The sequence below is a fragment of the Bradyrhizobium sp. Mp27 genome, assembly GCF_029953005.1.
GTDB classification, from domain to species: Bacteria; Pseudomonadota; Alphaproteobacteria; order Rhizobiales; family Xanthobacteraceae; genus Bradyrhizobium; species Bradyrhizobium barranii.
In genome coordinates, this window is the sequence record NZ_JASAUS010000403.1 from 1 (window position 1) to 2,354 (window position 2,354).

At 58.7% G+C, this 2,354-nt stretch carries 2 protein-coding genes; both read left to right on the forward strand.

All coding sequences use genetic code 11. The annotated features are described in order from the left end of the window. Positions 1-597 precede the first annotated feature (597 nt). On the forward strand, positions 598-1,632 hold the full coding sequence (locus tag QJT78_RS50275; RefSeq protein WP_038945898.1) for an IS110 family transposase: 1,035 nt from the start codon (positions 598-600) through the stop codon (positions 1,630-1,632). A gap of 596 nt (positions 1,633-2,228) precedes the next feature. Beyond that, a partial coding sequence (locus QJT78_RS50280; protein WP_281460830.1) for an SUMF1/EgtB/PvdO family nonheme iron enzyme occupies positions 2,229-2,354 on the forward strand: 126 nt, incomplete at its 3' end.

Consider the following 2,354-nt stretch of genomic DNA (forward strand, 5'->3'; position numbering starts at 1 on the left):
ACAAACGTCTAACTGGCGATCTTCCTGACCACTGCTCAACGGCGTCAGTCTGAGAACAATCAGCCCTCCGCTCGTTGTGCTCTCTGCGGCGACTACACAGGCGTTCATGCCGCAGCGGAAGAGCTATGCTTCCTACGCCTCGTTCAGCGATCCCGATGGCAATGGCTGGTTCTAGGAAGTCACCGCACGATTGACCGGACATATCGACGAGTACGACACGAGCTTTACGCCCGAGCTCACCGACCTCGTTCGGCATGCCGAAGCTTCCGCACATCGCGCCGGATCGGACGATCGGGTCGATGGGTCGCCGAAAACTGTTAGGGCTATTGCTGCCGCATAACCCATGGCATTGGGGCGCGCTCCATTGTCGAGCGTGCCCTGCCCGGGGCATTTAGATAGCGCGCATCTTGATCGCATCCCATCACAGTCGCGGGGGTTGCGTGTTAGGTGCGTATGTCGCCTATTGGCCCTTCTCGGAAGTCCGACAACGTCCGCTTTCGCGCCGCTAGGAGCAGGTTTTATGATGGGGTGGACGCCCCGCCGACGGCATCGATGTGCCAAAGTGGAGGTGTTGAGCACCACTTAAGGGAGGCGTCCGTGGCAGAGGTTAGCATAATCGGTCTAGATATCGCCAAGCATGTTTTCCACGTTCATGGCGCGGACGGGAAAGGACGGGCTTTATTCAGCAAACGGATCAGCCGGGGAAAGCTGCTGGATTTCTTTGCGGCCCAGCCAATTTGCACAGTAGCCTTAGATGCATGTGGAGGAGCTCATCACTGGGCCCGGCAGCTCGCGCAGCTTGGCCATAGTGTTCGGTTGATCCCGCCAGCTTATGTAAAGCCCTTTGCAAAGCGGCAAATGAACGACGCGATTGATGCCGAGGCGATCTGCGAGGCTGCGCAGCGACCGAGCATGCGGTTCGTTGTCGTTAAGAGTGAAGAGCAACAGGCTGCGGGTCTAGTGTTTCGAACCCGTGACCTGTTAGTGCGGCAACGAACCCAGCTCATCAACGCGATCCGAGGACACCTCACGGAGTATGGCTGGATCGCGCCCAAGGGGCCATCGCACGTGGCGAAACTTAGCGATCTCATCGAAGAGGACGCTATGGCCAGCTCACTTCCTGAAGTGGCCCGCCCCATGTTACGAGTGATGCTAGACCTGCTCGCTGAGCTGAATGGCAAGATCGCAGATCTCGACCAGGAAATCGCGCGACGCGCTCGCGAAGACGAGGTATCGCGCAGGCTGATGACCATTCCTGGCATTGGCCCAATCTCCGCCACCGCGATCGCTGCTCTGGCGCGGCCGGCCGAGACCTTCGCCAAGGGTCGTGACTTCGCAGCATGGCTCGGTCTCACGCCTCTTCAAAGATCTACAGACGGCAAGCAGAAGCTCGGTGCAACATCCAAAATGGGCGAACGCACGCTCAGGCGCCTTCTCATCGTTGGCAGCAGCGCGGTCGTGCAACAGGCGAGCAAACGCGGTGCGCCAAAGGGTTCGTGGCTCGAACAGATGCTGGCTCGCAAACCACGCATGCTGGTAACGGTCGCACTCGCCAACAAGATGGCGCGGATTGTCTGGGCGCTACTTATCAAGCAGGAGAATTACAGGGCTCCGGTCGCAGCCAAGGCGTGATCCTGGCGGACCTGAGGTCGTCGGAGGTGTAGTCGGTCGGAAGGAGAGTATGGCGCAACAGTCGGCGAGACGAGGCCGGAAGAACCAGGGCGTACTCATCGTGCCTAGAGCACGCTTTTATGATTTGGTTCCGGTCTGCGAACTCCCATACGGGCCCGCAGCTTCATCGCTGCACCATCAGAGGCCGGACCGATGGCAGCATCCGACTACGTGCCGATCTTCTTCAAAAATCGCTTGCATCTCGCGGGGCGTCCACAGATGAGTACACGCCCTAGATCAGTCGGGCATTTCCCGTTTTGACCCGAAACGGACGTGCGGACTGAAGCATCTCGTGTCCGCTTCACTTCATTGATTTAGGTCAAGATCGTCGCACCGAATGACCGAAGGTTCGGTTGAGCTCGAGCAACCTGTGCGTGCACACAACGGGGCCACCGATGGATCGCATAAGCGCCAGCAATTGGACCGCGGACCAATATCGATCGGGATTCTGCCAAGTAGCGTGGCATGCATCGGTTGGGGGATAACGCTTTGACAGCGCACCAGCTAGGCTTGCGTCCGATGCTGCCGTTTGTGACGGTTATTCAGACATCGATAAAATGGTCTGGATACAAGGCGGCACGTTTCGCATGGGTTCGGATCGGCACTATCCGGAAGAAGCGCCGGTCCACCGCGTCACCGTGGACGCGTTCTGGATGGATTGCCATCCAGTGACCAACCGGCAA